Origin of the sequence: Gordonia alkanivorans NBRC 16433 (assembly GCF_000225505.1) — a bacterium.
GTDB classification, from domain to species: Bacteria; Actinomycetota; Actinomycetes; order Mycobacteriales; family Mycobacteriaceae; genus Gordonia; species Gordonia alkanivorans.
In genome coordinates this window covers 1-19,283 of record NZ_BACI01000048.1, presented here as the reverse complement: position 1 = coordinate 19,283, position 19,283 = coordinate 1, and the positions used below count along the sequence as shown (strand labels likewise).

General features: G+C 70.2%; 6 protein-coding genes. 2 read left to right on the top strand and 4 right to left on the bottom strand.

Annotated features, from left to right (window positions below; genetic code table 11):
- Positions 1-9: 9 nt before the first annotated feature.
- Complete coding sequence (locus tag GOALK_RS07435) at positions 10-243, bottom strand: hypothetical protein (RefSeq protein ID WP_187346460.1); 234 nt, start codon at positions 241-243, stop codon at positions 10-12.
- A gap of 161 nt (positions 244-404) precedes the next feature.
- On the opposite strand from GOALK_RS07435, the gene GOALK_RS07430 reads away from it, so the two are divergent.
- Complete coding sequence (locus GOALK_RS07430; RefSeq protein WP_035753427.1) at positions 405-1,376, top strand: 1,4-dihydroxy-2-naphthoyl-CoA synthase; 972 nt, start codon at positions 405-407, stop codon at positions 1,374-1,376.
- On the opposite strand, the gene GOALK_RS07425 is transcribed toward GOALK_RS07430, so the two are convergent.
- Genes GOALK_RS07425 through GOALK_RS07415 form a run of 3 tightly spaced genes read right to left on the bottom strand, consistent with a single transcriptional unit; the run spans position 1,370 to position 18,578 of the window.
- Complete coding sequence (locus tag GOALK_RS07425) at positions 1,370-3,136, bottom strand: DUF4012 domain-containing protein (protein ID WP_006358189.1); 1,767 nt, start codon at positions 3,134-3,136, stop codon at positions 1,370-1,372. The two genes, GOALK_RS07430 and GOALK_RS07425, sit on opposite strands and share 7 nt — an antisense overlap.
- Positions 3,133-3,744, bottom strand: coding sequence for a low molecular weight protein-tyrosine-phosphatase (locus GOALK_RS07420; RefSeq protein WP_006358188.1), 612 nt, complete (start codon positions 3,742-3,744; stop codon positions 3,133-3,135). The genes GOALK_RS07425 and GOALK_RS07420 overlap by 4 nt, the downstream gene beginning before the upstream one ends.
- Entirely contained in the window at positions 3,738-18,578 is a 14,841-nt protein-coding gene (locus tag GOALK_RS07415; protein ID WP_006358187.1) for a non-ribosomal peptide synthetase, read from the bottom strand. The genes GOALK_RS07420 and GOALK_RS07415 overlap by 7 nt, the downstream gene beginning before the upstream one ends.
- Positions 18,579-18,766: 188 nt before the next feature.
- On the opposite strand from GOALK_RS07415, the gene GOALK_RS23870 reads away from it, so the two are divergent.
- Positions 18,767-19,066 carry a hypothetical protein gene (locus GOALK_RS23870; protein WP_155225041.1) on the top strand — a complete coding sequence of 100 codons (300 nt, stop codon included), beginning with the start codon at positions 18,767-18,769 and terminating at the stop codon, positions 19,064-19,066.
- Positions 19,067-19,283 lie beyond the last annotated feature (217 nt).

Genomic DNA, 19,283 nt, shown 5'->3' with positions numbered 1-19,283 from the left:
GGACTGGTGCTAGCCGTCGTCGCTCGGACGGTTCCGGTCGGAGCGTCGATGCGAGTCGAGGTCGACGCACCCACCGTGGCGGACGAGTCCGTGAGACGTGCCTGGGACGAAGTCGGGAACGCCACGCGGCCCACGCTCCTTTTCGTCCCGGAGCCGTACCGCCCGCCCCACGATCACGGCGACGACGGCGGCCAGTACGCACCAGCCGACCACACCGACGACAATCCACCCCCAGGTGTTCATGGGTACATGTAAGCATTGCGAACTGGGAATTTGCTGAAAACGCGCATCATATACGGTGCAAGCGGAAGGGATACTCCTCAGGACATTTGACCCACCTCGGGCACCCGTGCGCCCGGCGGACCGCCGTGAGCGCGATCGTCTGCGATCACTACTCTGAGCGCATGAGCGCGACCGACGACACCAAGACCGCCGACCAGCCGTTCGACCCGGCCCAGTGGACCCAGGTGCCCGGGTTCACCGACCTCACCGACGTCACCTACCACCGGCATGCGGCCGAGGGTCGCGAGAACGGCATCGTGCGAGTGGCCTTCGACCGTCCGGAGGTCCGCAACGCCTTCCGCCCGCACACCGTCGACGAGCTCTACCGCGTGCTCGACCACGCCCGCCGCTCCCCCGACGTCGGAACGATTCTGCTGACCGGCAACGGCCCGAGCCCCAAGGACGGCGGGTGGGCCTTCTGCAGCGGCGGCGACCAGCGCATCCGCGGCCGTTCCGGGTACCAGTACGCGACCAGCCACGACACCGACGTCGTGGCCGCGGGCGCCGACTCCGTCGACGAGGCCCGGGTGAAGGTCGAGGGCGGACGACTCCACATCCTCGAGGTCCAGCGACTCATCCGCACCATGCCCAAGGTGGTCATCGCGGTGGTCAACGGATGGGCGGCCGGCGGCGGCCACTCACTACACGTGGTGTGCGACCTGACCCTGGCCTCCGCCGAGCACGCCCGGTTCAAGCAGACCGACGCCGACGTGGGCTCGTTCGACGCCGGTTACGGCAGCGCCTACCTCGCCAAGCAGGTCGGCCAGAAGTTCGCCCGCGAGATCTTCTTCCTCGGCGAGGCCTACGACGCGGAGACCATGCACCGCATGGGAGCAGTCAACCGCGTCGCCCCGCACGCCGAGCTGGAGAACACCGCCATCGAGTGGGCCCGCAAGATCAACGGCAAATCGCCCACCGCGCAACGCATGCTGAAGTTCGCGTTCAATCTCACCGACGACGGCCTCATGGGTCAGCAGGTGTTCGCCGGTGAGGCCACCCGGCTGGCCTACATGACCGACGAGGCCGTCGAAGGCCGGGATGCGTTCCTGGAGAAGCGCGATCCGCGCTGGGACGACTACCCGTACTACTACTGACGCGGCCCGCAGGCGGGCACGTCGACGGTGACGGTCGGGTCGTCGACCAGCGGCTGCACCGGGACCTCGGCCTCGCCCGCCGCGGCGGTCGGCTCGTCGATCTTCAGCGTGATCGTGGCGCTCTGTCCCGGCGCGATGCCGACGCGGGTCGAGTAGTACGGCCGCCCGTGCAGGGTCTGTTCGACGTAGAAGGCGCCCGCGTCGCCCAGGGTCATTTCCTTGAGCACCGCCCCCTTGGTGGCGAGGAACTCCACGTTGGCGAGGTTGGTGCCCTTGTCCACCGACAGTTCGGTGCCGAGGCCACCGGCGACGTAGTCGGTGAGCCCGGTGGTCTCGTCGAGGGTGTTGGTCAGGGTGACCTTGATCGTGCTCTCGCGGGTGTCGCCGCGGCAATCGCCTGAGGTGTAGTCGATCTCGCGGCGCAGGTAGTAGTCGAGCTTGCTGCCCGACGCGTTGCCGATCGCCACCTGCAGATACGGCGAGTCGGTGTCGGAGATCTGGTGACCGAGCTTGGTGGTCTCGAGGATCTCCTGTTCGGCCGGCGTGGTGCTGTAGACCATGATCCGGCGCTCGTGGACGCCGCGTCCGAGAGCCTCGAGCAGGTCGCGGGTGCTGCCACCCGAGTCGATCAGTTTCTTGACGACGGCCTGGGAGATGGACTGCAGGTACGCCTTTCGGGCCCCGTTGTCGTCGGCGAACCGTTGGTACGAGGTCGACAGCGTGATCGGTACGACGTTGTCGGCGGTGATCTTCTCGCCGCCGGGTAACGCCACCGGTCCGACGACGTCGAGTATGTACTTCAGCGCGATCGGGTCGAGCGCGATGGCACCGTCGAGCTTCTGGCCGGTCTGGGCCTGCCAGTTGGCCAGCCAGATCTTCGCGGCGTCGGGGAAGTGTGCGCTGAGGTTCCCGTTGCGGAAGTCGGTGTAGGGCTTGTAGTACGAGTAGATCGCGTCGTACTCGGGCCCCAGGTCGATCTTCGGTGTCGTCGGGTCGCGGAACTCGGAGTTGGCGCCGAGCTCGGGAACCGTCACCCGTCCACCCGTCGCGTTGAGCAACCCGAAGCCGCCGACGAGTCCGCCGGTTCCGCGGGATTCCGACGGCGTCTGGAAGGCCATGAAGTAGTTGCGCGGCCCCTCCGAACCCAGCATCGGCGGGATGAGCTGGGCGGCGATGTCGGTCGCGACCAGGGTGGACTCGGCCGCATCGACCTGTTCGGCGAGTTGGGTTCTCGCATCGGCGACGACGCCGAGCCAGCTCGGAGTGATCGACGCGACCTCATCGGCCACCTCGGTCGAGCGTTCGGCGACCTTGGCGAGCTCGGGTTGCGCCTCGCGTAACAGTTTGAGGTTCACCGTGTTCCCGGTCCGGAGCTGATCCGGGTTCAGCACGCCCGCGAGATCCGCGGCCGGGAGGAGTACGTCGGCGGACAGCGCCTCGACGGCGTCGCTCATCTGCTGCACCGACTTCAGCGGCGATCCGATTCCCGGGAGCGCGGCCACCGCCGACCACACGATGCCGTGGGACCTGTCGGAGGCGGCCTGGGCGCTGTCGGCGGCCGCGGCGGCGGCCTGCGAGGCGCCGGCCTGATCGCCGTCGAGCATGAGGGTCCGGGCCCGGGAGGCATCGGAGCGCACCGATTCCAGGTCACCCTTCACCTTCAGTGCCGAGTACGCGAGCCAGGCGACGACCGCGGCGACGAGCAGCACGATCAGAGCCAGGATCTGTACCGCCCGGTTTGCGACGATGCGGCGGATCATCGGGTCTCCCCTGTCGTCTCGGTGATGTGTTGTGCCGCCAGCCAGTTGGCGACGGTCTCGACCTTCGGTTCGACCTCGGCGAACACCCGGTCGAAGTCCTCACGCGGACGGCCCATCGGGTCGACGATGTCGAGGAGCGACGAGTTGGGATCGATGCGTCCCCGCCCGCCCATGATCGCGGCGAGGGTGCCGTTCTGGTCCGGGGTGCCGGTCTCCGCTAGGGCGGCGAACTCGGTGAGGGTGAACACGCGCTTCCAGCGCGCGGGCGCCATCTGCTGGGCGGCCGCACGGTGCTCGCGACTCATGCACAACACGACGTCGGCCTGCGTCAGCATCGGCGGACGCAGATATCGAGCCTCGAAACCCGATGCGTCGTAACCGTGTTCGGCGAGAACCGCGGCGGAGTGCGGGTGGATCGGCTGACCGTTCAGCGCGCCGGTACCGGCACTGCTCGAGGTGACGGCGAGATCTGTTCCGTCGGCGCGCATTCGGTCGGCCAGCCCCGTCAGCACGCGTTCGCCGATCGGCGAACGGCAGATGTTGCCCGTGCAGACGAACAGGATCGACAATCCCGTCGACGTCGCGTCCCGGTCGGATCCGGTCACCATTCCTCCTCGATTCTCCTGGCCAGCCGACGCATCACGTCGGGGTCGCCCATCTGCGCGTGTGCGACTCCGGCGGAGATCACTTCCACCGCCGGAGCCCCGGTTCCGGCATCGTGCCGGACGGCCCGTGCCCAGCTGTCGACGTCCGGATTGTCCTCGGCGGCAACGTAGATGACCTTACCCACGGGCGCCGGACCCAGCTCATAGGACCGCACCGCGGCGGCGAGGGTCCGGGAACGATCCTCGAATCGTCGTAGCGCCTGCGGGTCGTGGCGTTCGGCCGCGGCCCGGAGCGGGTGATCCTCGCCGAGCAGCTCCTTGTCGGCCTCCTCGTCCAGGTCGCCGGGCGGCCGGGAGTCGAGCACCATCAGCACGCCGACCTGCTCCCCGGCGTCGACCAGCTGACGGCTCATCTCATGCGCGATGACGCCGCCCAGCGACCAGCCGACGAGGTGGTAGGGCCCGGACGGCTGACGCCTGCGGACCGCCGCGACGTGGATGGCCGCGATCTCGGCGAGGCTCGCGGGCATGTCACGGTCGGCCACGACCAGTTCGGGCAGCTGGAGACCGTAGGCGACGGCCGAATCCAGCGACCTGCCGAAGGCGCGGAACGGTTCGACGATTCCGGTGGCGGTGTGCACGCACCAGATCGTCGGGACGCCGGATTCCGGGACATCGAGTTCAGGGGCATCGGATTCGGGGAGATCCGGGCGCGAGAGCGGCACGACGCGGTGGTCGACACCGGTGCCCTTCCCCGTGTACGTGGCGTCGACGACGCGGGCCACCTCCGCCGGCGTGCGGTGGGTGAAGAGGTCCGCGACGTCCACGGTGACAGAGGTGTGGCGGGTGAGTTCGTCGCGCAACTGCACCAGGGCCAGGGAGTTGCCGCCCAGGGCGAAGAAGTCGTCGTCCATGCCGACGCCGTGTTCACCCAGCACCGCCCGGAAGGCGTCGCGAACCGTCGTCTCCGTGCGGGTCTCGGGTTCGCGGGTCGAATCCGACCAGGTCGGCTCGGGCAGTCGTCGCTGATCGATCTTGCCCGCGCCGCTCAGGGGGAGTTCGGCCAGTTCGACGATCCGGGCGGGCACCATGTGCCGCGGCAGCCGGGTTCGGCAGACGTCGGCGAGGCGGTCGGCGGGCACCGACGAGACCACGTAGGAGACGAGTGCCGGCCCGGCCGGCCCGGGCCGCAACACGGTCACCGATCGGTCGGCCCCGGCGCCCACCAGGACGGCGTCGATCTCGGCGGGTTCGACGCGCTGGCCGCGGATCTTCATCTGGCGGTCCGCGCGACCCACGTAGATCAGCTCGCCGGACTCGCGATCCCAGCGCACGAGGTCGCCGGTCCGGTAGCGCCGACGACCGTCGTTCCCGGCGACGAAGGTCGCGGCGGTCAGCGCCCGGTCGCCGAGATAGCCACGGGCGACGCCGGTTCCGCTGACGTAGAGCTCGCCCACCACGCCGAGTGGGACGTGGCGGAGTCGGGTGTCGAGGACCTCGGCGCCGATCCCGGGCCGCGGATGCCCCAGTCGTACCGGCTCGCCCGGACGGTAGGCGCTGGTGGACACCGTCACCGTCGTCTCGGTCGGGCCGTAGATGTTGCGGACCTGCGTCCGCTCCGACCATGCCGTCGCGAGGTCGGCCGGCAGTGCCTCGCCGCCGATGTAGACCAGTCGCAACGAGGTGATCGACTGCGGTCGCATCGTCCGCATCACCGACGGGGTCGCGGTGAACACGCTGACCCGGGTGCGGTCGAGGAAGTCGGCGAGGTCGCTTCCCCCGACGATCTCGGGCGGGACGACCACGAGCGTCGCACCCGACGCCAGCGGCAGCAGCATGTCGTGGAACGTCGCGTCGAAGCCGGGGCTGATCGCCATTCCCACCCGGTCGCCGGATTCCACGTCGCCGAGTTCGGCGACACGATGCACGCCGCGATGGGTGACGCCGACGACGTTGGGGGTGCCGGTGGTTCCCGACGTCGTGATGACGTAGGCCAGGGAGTCCCGCGAGACCCGCGTGATCGGTTCCGAGACAACGGGTTCGATCGGTTGAGGGGGAATGTCGTCCGGACCGATCGCCGTCGCCCGCGCGCCGGCGACCACGTGGTCGATGCGCGCCGCGGGGTAGGTGACGTCGACGGGGACGCACACCCCGCCGATGCGGCTCACCGCCCAGATGGCAACCACCGATTCGATGGAGCGCGGGACGACCACCGCGACCGCATCGCCCGCCCCGAGGCCGCGGGCGCGGAGGGCGCGCGCCGTGACCGACACCCACGCGTCGAATTCGCGGTAGGTGAGCGTGCGCCTGCCGTCGGCGATCGCCGGACGGTCACCGTGCGACGCAACAGCTTCCCCGAACAGATCGGCGAGCAGTGGTTCGGTCCCGGTCGGCGCGGCAGCATGTGCACGGCCGGTGAGGAGTTCGCGTTCCGCCGCGGTGAGCGGTTCGATGGTGGCGATCCGACGTGCCGGGTCGTCGGTCACCGCTGCGACGGCAGCCACCAGTCGCTCGCCGAGTCCGCGGATCAGTGTCTCGTCGAGTAGATCCCGCGCGTGATGCAGTTGCAGCCGCCAGTTGCTCCCGGACCGAACCGCGACGATGTGCACGTCGAACTCGCTGTGCGAATCCACCGCGGTGCGTGGTGCGTCCGCAGCGACCGGGGCCGGAGCGACACCGGTGGAGTCGACCACGGAGAAGGCCACCTGGACGAGGGGGTGACGTCCGGGAATGCGAGGCGGATCGACGAGTGCGACGACGTCGTCGAAGGCGATGGCCGCGTGGTCCAGGGCGGCGAGGTCGGTGTCGCGGACGGTCTCGATGAGCTCGCCGACCGTCATCCCGGCGGTCAGCGGTGTGCGCAGGACCACCGTCGAGATCAGCATGCCGACCGTGCCTGCGCTGTCCTCGTCACGGCGCATCGATGCCGGTGTCGCCACGGCGATGTCGTCGACGCCGGTCTGCGCCGCGAGCGCGAGTGCGGTCGCGGCGTGCAGGAGGTGGAAGTCGCTGGCCAGTGCGCGGCGGGCGGCCGTCGAGACGGCTCGGGCGACAGCATCGTCGATCGGGAACTCGACCACCGAGGTGCGCAGGTCGCGCACGGGTGGACGGTGGTCGGCGAGGTCGAGTTCCCCGCTGTACCCGGCGAGGGCCTTCCGCCAGTAGTCGTGCAGCACGGTGCGGGAACTCTGTTCCTCGGCGACCATCCGGCGCGCGAGGACGTCGAAGCCCACCGGCTCCCGCTCGAGGGCGTCGCCGGCCAGGAGCGCGGTGAGTTCCCGCTCGACGATGGCTGCGGATTCGCCGTCCATCGCGATGTGGTGGGCGACGAGCACCACCGCGACCGGGGCGGAGTCGACGCCGCTCTCCGACAGCACCCAGGCCCGCACCGGCGGGTCCCCGGCGAGATCGAAGGGTGCGGAGAACTCGTCGGCGATGCCGGTCCCCGTGAGCGCGGCAGAGTCGAGATGGCGTACCGGCGGCCGCCATCCGTCGACGACCTGCTGCCGCGGGCCGTCGGGCGTGGTCAGGTAGCGGGTGCGCAGCGCCGTATGCCGGCCGACAAGCGCGTCCAGTGCGGCGGTCACCTCGGCGGTCGTGAGTCCGGCCGGGACGCCGACGACGACGGGGACCGAGTAGATCGGGACCTGGCCCAGCATCTGCGCGCCGACCCACATGCGGCGCTGCGTCGGTGCGAGCGGGATGTCCGTGAACCGGTCGTCCGGAAGGTGGACGGTGTGATCCGGTACGTCGACAGGGTCATGCGCAACGTCGACGGCCATGCGGGACACCGCGACGGCGAGCGCAGCGGGTGTCGGGTGCTCGAACAGGACCCGCGTGGGCACCCGGATGCCGAGGTGACGCCCCAGGGCCGAGGTCACCCTGGTGGCGGACAGCGAGGTACCGCCGAGAGCGAAGAAGTCGGCGGATTGCGCGACCGCGTTCTCCGGGACCTCGAGCACCTCGGCCATGATCGCCCCGACCTGCGAGACGAGTTCGGGATCGGCGGGTTCTCCTGTTTTCGAATGTGATTCGTCGGTGTCGCGTCCGGGGGTCCCGGCCACGGGCGCAACTGATGTCGAGGCGACGAGCGGGAACGGTTCCCCCACAGCGGGCAGATCGCACAACAGGGTCGTGTAATCGTCGAGCAGCTCCTGCGCCACACCGTCCGGGATCCGGCCGGAATGCACCAGGGTGACGTGCAGTTCGTCGTCGCTCTCGGCGAGGACCACCTCAATGTCGTACTTCGCGTCGACGGTCGAGGTCGCCTCGGTGACCAGGGAGGCCACCGCACCGGCCAGGGCCACCTCGCCCGACGCCTGGGGCACGACCTCCTGACTGACGAGCAACACCGAGATCAGCGGATCGCCGCCGTGGCGGGCCGCAGGCCGGACCGCCCGCACGACGTCTTCGTAGGGGACGTCGCCGTGGGCCAGCGCTGCCAGTGCGACGTCGCGGACCTGCTGCACGGCCTCACGAACCGGTGTGTCCGGCCGGAGTCGGGTGCGCAACGCGACGGTGTTGACGAACATGCCCACCACCGACTCCCATTCGGGGGCGGAGCGTCCGTGTACCGGCACGCCGACCAGGACATCCCACTGCCCCGTCAGCTGACCGAGGGTCGCCGAGAGAGCGGCGTGCGCGACCTGGAAGACCGTGGCCGACAGCGCCTTGGCGGTCTGATGGATCGCGAGGGCCGGCACGGAGGCACCGATTCGACCGGTGACGCCCACCGCGTCGGAGTCGCGATGGCCGGGCAACCGGACCGGTTGCGGGGCATCGGCGAGAGTCGCCGTCCAGTAACGGATCTGGTGGGCGACGACGCTGTCCCGGTCGGCGGCGTCACCGAGACGTGCGATCTGCCACTGGGTGAAGTCGGCGTACGTGAACGCCTCGTCGGCTGCCACCGCCAATCGCTCGCCGTCGTAGGCCCGCATCAGGTCGGCCAGCAGCACGCGGATGGACCAGCCGTCGATGGCGATGTGGTGGAGCACCGCCGCGAGGTAGAGGTCGGGATCGTGGGTGGGGGCGTCTGAGGTGTCCACCTCGAAGACCGCCGCGCGGAATCCGGGCTCGTTCTCGAGGTCGAACGGCGCTCGCAGGTACTCCGTGACCTCCCGCCGCAGCGCGGTCTCGACGTTCTCGTCCCCGACCTCGACGCGGCGGTGGGCCAGCACCGGGCTGCGGTGTTCGATCAGCCGTTGGACCGGTCCGGCCGGCGAATCCGGGTACACCGTGCGGAGCACCGCGTGCGCGCCCACGACCTCGTCGACGGCCTTGCGAAGCCGGGCGAGATCGACGCGACCGCGGATCCGCATCACCACGGGCACGTGGTATGCGGTCGAGGTCGGGTCGAAATGATGGTGAATCCACATGCGCCGCTGCGGGTATGCCAGTGGCAACGGATCGGGAACAGGGAGTCGCGCCGGCGCCGGCGCCGGCGACAGTGCCGCAACGGGTTCGGAGGTCGGTGAGATCAGGTCGTCGATGCGGCGAGCCAGCTCGCCGAGCGTCCGCGACTCGAACAGCAGACGGGCCGCGACGTCGGCCCCGGTGGACGCGGAAAGCCTGGAGGTGACCTGCGTGGCCGACAGCGAGGTGCCGCCGTCGGCGAAGAAATCCGAATCGGCGTCGAAGCTCTCGACGGGGCGGCCGAGGATCTCCGCCCACACCGACGCGATGAGCACTTCCGTCTCCCCCGCCGGTGCGCGACCGACCGCGGCCGAACCACGGACACCGGTCGCGCCGAAGTCCGGTGCGGGCAGGGACGCCGTGTCGATCTTGCCGTTGCGGCCGATCGGCAGTTCCTCGACCTCGATGAACGCACTGGGGATCATGGTGCGCGGCAGCACGTGTGCCAGCTGCGATGCCAGATCGTCGGTGTGGTTCCCGGTATCGGGCTCGCCGATCACCCAGGAGACCAGGACCTTCTCGCCCGCTGCGGTGACGCGGGCCGCGGTCACCGAGGTTGCGATGCCGGGCAGCCGGGACAGCGCCGCATCGATCTCGGCCGGTTCGAGGCGCACGCCACGGATCTTGACCTGGTCGTCGGTCCGGCCGTGGATCACGAAGGTGCCGTCAGCTCGCCGATGGACCAGATCTCCGGTGCGGTACATGCGCTTGCCGTGCGGACCGGCGACGAAGGCGACCGCGGTCGTGCGCGGGTCGTCGAGATACCCACGTGCCAGGCAGTTTCCGGAGAGGTACAGCTCACCCACGGTGTGGTCCGGAACAGGACGCAGCATCGGGTCGAGCACAGCCATGGTCACACCGTCGAGCGGGCGGCCGATGTGGACGGCACCCGACACGGAATCGGTGTAGCGCGCACTGCTCACCGCGACGGTCGCCTCGGTCGGACCGTATTCGTTGCTGAGGGTTGCGGTGCGGGTCCAGTCACGGATGAGTCCCGCGCCGAGCGGTTCGCCGCCCACGGCGACGTGCCGGACGTGCGGCAGGTCGCCGGGGCGCAGGGTGGCCAGCACCGACGGGGTGGTGAGGAGAACGGTCACCCCGGCGTCGTGGACGAGGTCGGCGAGTTCGTCGGCGGCGACGACATCCGACGGACACATGATTGCCGTCGCGCCGGCGATGCGCGGCGGCAGGACTCCCATCAGGTGCGCGTCGAAACCGGTTGCGTACGTGTGCAACACACGGTCGGCGGAGGTCAGCCCCAGCCGTCCGACGGTGTCGCGGGCCCACCCGGCCACGCCACGATGCGTGACCGCGACCCCCTTCGGCACACCGGTCGTCCCGGAGGTGAAGGTGATGTAGGCGACGTCGTCCGGCGTCACCGCCCGCACCCGCTCCGCCTCGTCGAAGGTCGGCACCACCGGGGGCAGTTCGGCGAACAACTCGTCGAGCGCGAGCACCTCGACACCGATTCCCGTCGCGTCGGTTCCCGCGGTGTCGATGCCGCCGAGCCCGAGCACCACCGTCGGTCGGCACCGATCGAGGATGAGGTTCCGGCGTTCGGCCGGGTCGGCGGGGTCGATGTTGACGAAAGCCGCACCCGCGCGGGCGATCGCGGCGGACGCGATCATCCCGAACACCGATCTCGGGAGCAGTTCGACGACCACATCGCCCGCACCGATACCCCGCGCGATCAGTACGCGCGCCAGATGGGTCGACAGTCGGTCGACGTCGTGGGCGGAGATCTCGGTCCCGAAACCCGGTACGCGGTAGCGGGAATCGACGATCGCGACGTCGGACGGGGATGCGTCGGCGTACGACGTGAAGAGCGTGTCGAAGGTCTCCGGTTCGAGCTCCGGCGTCGCCGCCTCCTCGCTCGCCGGGCTCATCAGCGAGAGGACCGGCTCGTCGGGCGCGAGCACGCCGCGTCTCAGGGTGTCGACGACGAGGTCGCACAGCGCTTCCAGACGGTCCGCGGTCGCGACCGCGTCGGTGCAGGACATCGTCACGTGCAGCGCACCGCCGTGCCGGTACATCGAGACGTCGATGCCGAAGAGCGGGATTCCCAGGACCCCCGAGGCTGCGTTGCCGGCCGCACCCGTCGGGAACTCGGCCTCCACCCACTCGACGATCGCATCGGGCACCGCGCCGAAGGACACCTCGAACAACGGGGTTCCGGCACCGGCACGACCGGGATCGGCGATCTCCGAGATCTCGGTGAGGGGCAGGTCGGCATGGGAGAAGGCGCCCAGGTCCACCGAGGTCACCTGCGCCAGGAGTTCGGCGAAGGACAGTGCCGGATCGATCGGCGTGTGCAGTGGCACCGCACGCGCGAACAGGCCGGGCACACCGACGAGGCCCGGGTCGAGACGGCCGGACAGCGCGGTGCCGATGGTCACCACCCCGGCACCCGACTGCCTCGCCAGGACCGCCGCCAGCGCGGTGTGGGTGGCGATGAACGGGGTCGTCGACCGCGCCACGGTCAGCTCGTCGAGCGATGCGGTGACGGTCGCGTCCAGCTGCCCGTGCGTACGATGCACGATCGTCTCCGCCTCGCGGGCAACGGTTTCCGCCTGCAGATTCACCTCGGGCAGGCGGAGCTGTTCGACCGGTCGGGTGAACGCCGTCCGCCAGAACGCGGTCAGTTCCGCCCGCCTCGCCTCGAGCGTCTCGGCACGCCACATCGAGTACCGCCGATAATCCGTCCCGCTCGCGGGCAGCGGCGCTCCGGCCAGGGCGGTGTCGAGATCACCGGCGAGGATCGCGAAGGATTCGCCGTCGGCGGCGATGTGGTGGATCACCCCGACAAGCCACCTGGACCCGTCGATCTCCACGATCCGTACCCGCCACGGAAGCGAGGCGGCGAGGTCGACGGGGGTGGCCATCGAGGCGAGGACGGCGGTCACATCCGGCGTCGAGTCGACTTCCAGACCGAGTTGCCGTTCCAGATGGTCGAGGACGTCGGCGTCGTCCCATCGATGCTGTACCGGGACCCCGTCGCGCAGCGGGAACCCGGTACACAGGGCGTCGTGCCGGGTCACGATCGCGGCCAGGGCGCGTCGCACATCGGCGGGGCTCGCGTCGATCGGCAGGGCCAGCGGCAGGAGGTAGCCGGTGAACTCCGGCTCGGTTCGCCACCGCAACCAGACGTCCAGCTGTTCCGGCGTGAGCGGAAGATCCGCGGGGATCTCGCGGTCATCGGACAGCAGGGACACCCGCGACAGCACGGGCGAAGTAACCGCAGCCGCGATCCGCGCCGCCAGTTCCGCGACGGTCGGGTACTCGAAGACATCGGCCACCTCGATGCGGTGGCCCATCCCGGCGAGAGTGGCGGCAAGACGTGCCGCCGAGAGCGAGGTGCCGCCGGCTGCGAAGAAGTTCGTTTCTGCACCGAGATGACCGGCATCTTCACCGACGACCGCACGGATCGCCGACGCCACCGTCTCCTCGATCGGACCGAGCGCCCGTCCGACCGGCGGGGCGGTGTCGGTGATGCTCGCAAAAAGCTTGTCCCGGTCGATCTTTCCGGTCCGGGTCATCGGCCAACCGTCGACGATCGCGACGCGGGACGGCACCGCGTGCGCCGGCAGCCGGGCGGCGCAGGCGGCCAGGATCGTCGCCTCGTCGAGGTCGTCGAGGACGTCGAAGTCGGCGAGGCCGTCCTCGGTCACGAAGGCCAGCAGGTGCTCGTCGCCCGCCCGTCGGCCCGGTCGTACCAGGACGCGCGCATCGCCCACGCCCGGTATCGCGCGCAGGGTCGAGACGATCTCACCGAGTTCCACACGGTGGCCGCGGATCTGGACCTGGTCGTCGTTGCGGCCGAGGTAGGCGAAACGACCCGGAGCGACCTCGCGCACGCGGTCGCCGGTGCGGTACATCCGTAGGCCGCGCCCCGACGGGTCCGCGACAAACCGGGTCGCGGTGAGCCCCGGTGCGTTGAGGTAGCCGAGCGCGACCTGCTCGCCGGCGAGATACAGTTCGCCGGCCGCACCGGTCGGCACCGGTCGCAGGCGCCGGTCCAGCACCATCGCGCCGACGCCGTCGAACGGGGTGCCGATGATGCTGCGTTCGTCGTCGAGGTCGACGTCGGCGGCGGTGAGCACGACGGTCGTCTCGGTGATGCCGTACATGTTGACCAGGCGGGTGCGGGGATGCTCGGCGGCCCATGCGCCCAACGTGTTCGGCGCGAGGGTCTCACCGCCGAAGACGACGGCCCGCAGTGACGTCAGTTCCGGCGGGGCCGGGGCCCCCGCCGCTCTGGTGGTCGTCGCCAGGTCGACGATCCCGCTGAACGCGGTCGGGGTCTGCGACAGGATCGTTATCCCGTGCCGGTCGATCACCGCGGCGAGTGCCCGCGGGTCCCGGACCGTCGCATGGTCCACCACGACGACGCTGCCGCCGGATGCCAACGCACCGAGGATCTCCCACACCGAGAAGTCGAAGGCGTACGAGTGCACCCAGGCCCAGACGTCCCGCGGGGAGGCGTCGATGAGGTCGAGGCCCGCCCCCATCAACGCGGCCACGTTCTGCCGGGTCACCACCACGGCCTTCGGCAGGCCGGTGGAACCGGAGGTGTGGATGACATACGCGGCGCCCGGCATCGTCTGCGCGCGTTGATGACCCACCCCGGCCGTCACCTGGAGACGGCTGTCGACGATCGCGGCCGGGGCGGTCCCGGCAAGGATCAGGTCGATGCGCGCCTGCGGATGGTCCGGATCGATCGGAACATAGACCGCGTCGGCGAGGAGGGTCCCGACGATCGCCACCACGGTGTCCGCGCGTCGGTCCATGAGCAGTGCCACGCGGTCGCCGGGCCGCACCCCGAACTCCCGCAGGTGCGCCGCCAGCGCGCGCGCCCGGTCCACGAGAGTGCGATAGTCGAGCGTCTCCTCACCGGCGATGACCGCGGTCGCCTCGGGGGCTGCGGAGGCGTGGCGGAGAAGGGCGCGAACGGGGTCGACGCAGGCGGTCCGGCGGGTGCCCGGATCGGCGACCGGCCGCGGCGACAGGCATTCGGCGATCAACGTGTCCGGTGCCGAGGCGCCCAGAGCCGCAACGGCCTCGACGAACCTGTCGAGCAGCCGACCGGCCGACGCCACGTCGACTCGGTGCTCGGCGATCGTCAGAGTGACGGACAGCCCGTTCCCGTCGTCGATCACGGTGAATTCCAACGCGGTTCGCGCCTCGCCGGTGCGCAACGTCTCCCCGCCGGCGAAGACCGTCGAGGCGACGAGATCGGGTGCCGTCGCATGGTAGGCGAAGATGACGTCGGACAGTCCGGTCGGTCCGGTGTCGGCGAACGTGACGGCCGTGCCGAGATCGCGGCCGGCGCCCGCGAGCGCTTCGGCGATCGGGGTCTGGCGAGCACCGGCCACCCGCACCGGCACCGTCTCGACGAACATGCCGACGGGGCGGAGTTCCTCACTGGTGAACCGGCCGGACACCGGCATCGACAGCACGACGTCGTCGGAGTCGGTGAACTCGGCGAGGGTTGCCGAGAGTGCCACGCACAGAAGCGTGTTGACGGTGGTGCCGCTCTCTCGCGCCCGCGCGGACGCGGCATCGGTGACCGCACGATCGATCCGGCGGCTCGTGTGGACCGCGGGTCCGGCGGTGAGCCCGGACGCCGCGGGATCGCCCACCGGGGGTTCGGGCAGTGCGAGACGTTCCGGGGCATCGCGGAGGAACCGGGTCCAGAAAACCTCTGCAGCAGCCCTGTTCGCAGTTGTGGTCGCCGTCGCAGTCGCAGGGCCGGATGGTCGTGCTTCCAGGACCTCACTGAACGCGACCGCTTCGGTCTCCCAGACGGGTTCCGCACCGGCCGCACGCGCACGGACGGCGTGGGCGAAGTCCTCCAGCACGATGTGCAGCGACCATTCGTCGACGGCGATGTGATGGGCGACGAGAACCAGTTCGACGGCCTCGCGGGTCTCGTCGAGTACCGCTCGCCACGGGACTCCGGTCCGCAGGTCGAACGGCGCCGACACGGCGAGATCGACGCCCGCCGGGTTCAGGGTCGCGCTGGTGATCGGTGCGGCAGCGGCAGATTCGGCCCGGCCGCGAACCCGTGCGACCGGCTCCCCGTCTACCTCCGGGTACACGGTCCGCAGTGCCTCGTGCCGGGTGGCCACGTCGACCAGGGCGGCTCGAGCAGCGTCGGCGGAGATGTGTTCGGCGAGCGTGAGACGCACGGGCAGGTGATACACCGTCGCACGAGGGTCGGCGCGGTTGAGCAGCCAGATCTCCTGCTGGGCGCGGGTCGGCCGATAGGAGACGACCCCGCCGGTGGATGTCGTCCGCCTCGGGACGGCTGCGTCGACGACCGCGGCGAGCTCGCCGAGTGTCGTCACCGCCGCCAGGTCGCGCATGTCGACCACCACGCGCAACCTGCTGCCGAGGTGGGTACCGAGCTGCATGAATCCCAGTGAGGTGGCGCCCAATCGGACGAGTTCGTCGTCCATCGACGGACGCGATACGCCCAGCACCTCGGTCACCGCGTCGGCGACCGCCACCTCGGTGGCCGTCACCGGCGGCCGATACGTTGCCGGTGTCTCGCGTACCTCCGCGATCAGTCCGGCCGCCGCATGCCGGTCCACGTTGCCGGTCAAATCGGTCGGCAACTCGTCGAGGATCACCACGCGGCGGGGTCGGGTCGATGCGGGCACCTCGCCGTCCACCCGGCGCCGGACAGCGGCCCGGACACGCTGGTGGTCGGCATCGTCGGTGTCGCAGACGACGCCGACGTCGAGTCCGCCCGAGGTCACCACTGTGACCGCGTACCCGACACCGGCGACCTGTCCCGCCGCCCGGTCGAGCGCCGCGAGATCGATCCGCACGCCGCCGAGGGTCACCACATCGCCTGCGCGGTGGTCGATCACCAACATGGCAGTGCCCGGGTCGAAGTGGCCGCGGTCGCCGGTGTGCAGCATCCGTGCTCCCCGGTCCCACGGGCACGCCACGAGGGTGGCCGCGGTGCCGACCGGGTCGTCGGCGACGCCCCGGATCACCTGCGGACCGGTCACATAGACGTCGCCCGTGATCCCGGCCGGAACCGGTCGCAGCCAGCGGTCCAGAACGGCGATCTCGGTGCCGGGACGCGGTGTACCACTGGGCAATCGGTGGTCGACGGCGGCGTCGGGGGCGATCCGCCGGTTCGCCGTCACCGGACCGAACGCGCCGCGCGGACAGTACGGCGCCGACACCTCTCGACCGAAGGCCAGACGCACCAGAGCGGCCGGCGCGATGTCCTCCCCCGCCACCAGGAGCGAGGTCATCGGCCCCTGCTTGCTAAGCCCCGGGACATCTCCCGGCGTCGCGATCACGTGCGTGACCGACGCGGTGTCCGCACCGGGCACGACGAGCCGCAGACCGTGCGCGGCCGCCGCGATGATCTCCAGATGGGCGGCCGACGACCCGGCGGCAGCGTCGAAGAGGAGGCGGCCGTACTCGAGATCGGTCGACCGGTCGTCGAACAGTCCGGTGGCGATCAGCGCGGCCACCGCGCGCTGGGGCACCGCAACGGTCGTGCCGACCCCGGAATCGGATTCCGTGATCGCGAGATGGCAAGCGATGTCCTCGGATTCGGGTGGACGGACCGGCGCTGCGGAAGCCTCGAGCCCATGGAGGTCCGTGAGTGTCAGGAGGCGCGGACCCGAGTCCGACGCCGGGGCGTCCTCGGACTGTGCGGCGATGACGAGCGCGGGACGTGCGCTCACCGGCAGCGTCGCGACGGCCGCACGCGGCGCGATCGGATCGAGCAGGACGAGTGCGGCACCACTCACCCCGACCGCCCACCACGCGGTCAGCCGGTCGACGCCCGGCGGCAACGCGATACCCACCGCGGTCCCCGGAGCCGCGCCGGCGGTTCGGAGTCGGGTGGCGAGATCCACTGCGCGGCCGTGTAACCGGTCGAACGTGATCGGTCGGGTGCGGGGCTCGTCGATCACCGGCCCGTGCGCGTGACGCGCGGCCGCGACGGCGAGCGCCTCGGGCACGGTGGCCGGCGCGGATCCGAGGGCCTCGCCGCGGACCACCGCCACCGGGTCGGCGAGCGGGAGATCGTCGATGCGGGTGTCCGGCGCCTGCAGAAGGGCATCGGCGAAGGTGCGCAGCATCGCGAGGAACTGTCGATGATGCTCGGCGACCTCGGCGTCGTCGTAGCGATTGGGGTTGGCCTCCACCCCGATCATCAGCACCGAGTCCCGGTCGTCGCCGGCGACCGGGACGATGTTGATCGTCAGATCCTCGGCGGGGCCGACCGTGAGGATGTGGAAGGTGCCGTGCGCCTCTCCGCAGGGGAATTCGCGCTGGAAGAGCATGAGATTGAGCATCGGACCGGACCGCTCCTGCGCCGCGGTGCGCCGTACGCGTCCGCTGGTCTCGTCGGCGGCGACATCGGCCCAGATGTCCTCGCCGCGGTAACGCTGGTGCCGCAGCGCGCCGAGGAGTGCCGCCTGTGTGGTGGCCAGCGCATCAGCGACCGACGCCTCCCCCGCGACGCCGGTACGCAACGGAACCACATTCGAGACGGGCAGCGGCGTCGACCGGAGCGCTGCGGTGGTCCGGGCGGCGACCGGGAACTGGAAGATCACCTCGTCGCCGTCGGCGGCGGCCCGGGCCAGGTAGGCCGAGAACGCGGCGACGAGGACGTTCGGCAGGATCGTCGAACGCACCTCGGCCGCGCGGCGGAGCGCATCCATCGTGCCCGCGTCCACGGGCGCGTGGACGCGCCGCGACACCGCCTCGGGCTCGCCGCGCCGATGGGCGAGCGACGCGGGGATTCCCACCCCGGCCATGGCCTGTCGCCAGTGACTCCGGTCGGTGTCGAAGCGTCGCGATGCGCGGTACTCGTCGTCGGCGCGCGCAGGCAGATCGAGGTCCACCGGTTTGACGGCCGGAGGCGTGCCGCCGGTCACCGCGGCGTGATAGGCGGCGATCGCCTCGACCATGCGGTCCTTGCCGCCCACCCCGTCGGAGAGCAGGTGGTGGCCGCGGTTGTAGACGAAGAACTTCTCGTCGCCGAGTCGGAAGAGACAGCCGCGGGCGGTGCGGTCGACCCGGGGGTCCAGTGGTCGCGCACAGTCTTCGCGCATGATCGCCTCGGCGGCCGCCCGCGGGTCCGGGCGATCCCGAAGATCGACGACGTCGGCCCAGTAGTGCAGCGACGGGTCGTATACGCCCACCAGCCCGTCGTCGGTGTCCTCGAACCTCAGCTGGGTGAACTGGGCGCGACGCACCACTTCGCTGGTCACGCGGAGGAAGAGTTCGACGTCGATCGGCCCGTCGATCTCGACGTACTGCGCGACGTTGATCGGCACATCTGGTGCCGCCTGCTGGGTGAACCACAGCGCTCGTTGCGCGGCACTGAGCCGGAATCGTCGGGCGATTCCGGCAGTGGGGGTCTCGGGCGGCGGGATCGGGTCGCTCATGGCCGGCCCGCCCGTCGCTCACCCGGTCCGTGGGACCAGGAACTCATGGGGCACGCCGGCCGTCTGATCCCCCCGGCCCGCACAGCGGTGCCATCACCGAAATCCGGGGGCCCCGTATCCCCGAAAACGAATCAACAAATCTGGAATTCTCGAAGAGGAATCCTAATCGCGAGATGGACATGGCCCGAATGGGCATGTCCCTGGAGAAGATCGGCGTCGCCGGAGAATTCGTCGTCAGCGGATTCAGCACGGCGGCTTCCAGCATGAGGGAATTCAGCACGGTGGAATTCAACGCCCTGCCTCACCACTCACCATGCGCCGTCCTCGTCACGTCCGACCGCTGTCACCTTTACGCCAGAACCGGCCGTAACCACAGCGGCACGCCGGGTCCTGTCGGCACCGTCTTCTCCAGCAACCGCCTGACACGAAACGTCCTTGCCGATCACCGTCTCCGGTGCCATCATCCGAGCATACAATCGCCGGAATGACCTCGGTCACACCAGTGTGCCGTAGGCGAATGCCGTTGGATCACCGCGCGGATAGCCAAGAGCCTATGGGACGGGTTGATGCCTCACAACTCGGGGGCACCCCGGGATAATCGGCAAACGACCCGATATCGCCGAACCAACCAGATGCCAATCACGTGAGCACGCAAAAACAATTCACCATTTCGCCTGATTCACTTTCTCGTAAGCGTGGCAAACC